Annotated in this window: 1 pseudogene; it reads left to right on the top strand. The window is 57.1% G+C overall.

Features of this window, described 5'->3' with window-relative positions:
• Positions 1-52: 52 nt before the first annotated feature.
• Positions 53-238: pseudogene (locus tag ABR397_RS24065) on the top strand (ISNCY family transposase); the annotation flags it as partial.

Genomic DNA, 238 nt, shown 5'->3' with positions numbered 1-238 from the left:
GGGTTTTATCCGGCGACTGGCAGAACAGTCCCCGAGGTATGAGGAGGTACTGATGACAATAGCGCAGAAACTGGAGCAGAAGGGGCACCAGAAAGGGTTTATTGAAGGGCGTCTGGAAGGGCGCCAAGAAGGACGCCAAGAAGGACGCCGGGAAGGGCACCAAGAAGGACGCGAGGAAGGGCACCAAGAAGGACGTCAGGAAGGGCACCAAGAAGGACGTCAGGAAGGACTCCAAGAA

The organism is Photorhabdus viridis, assembly GCF_040256935.1.
GTDB classification, from domain to species: domain Bacteria; phylum Pseudomonadota; class Gammaproteobacteria; order Enterobacterales; family Enterobacteriaceae; genus Photorhabdus; species Photorhabdus viridis.
This window is presented reverse-complemented; position numbering and strand designations above follow the sequence as displayed.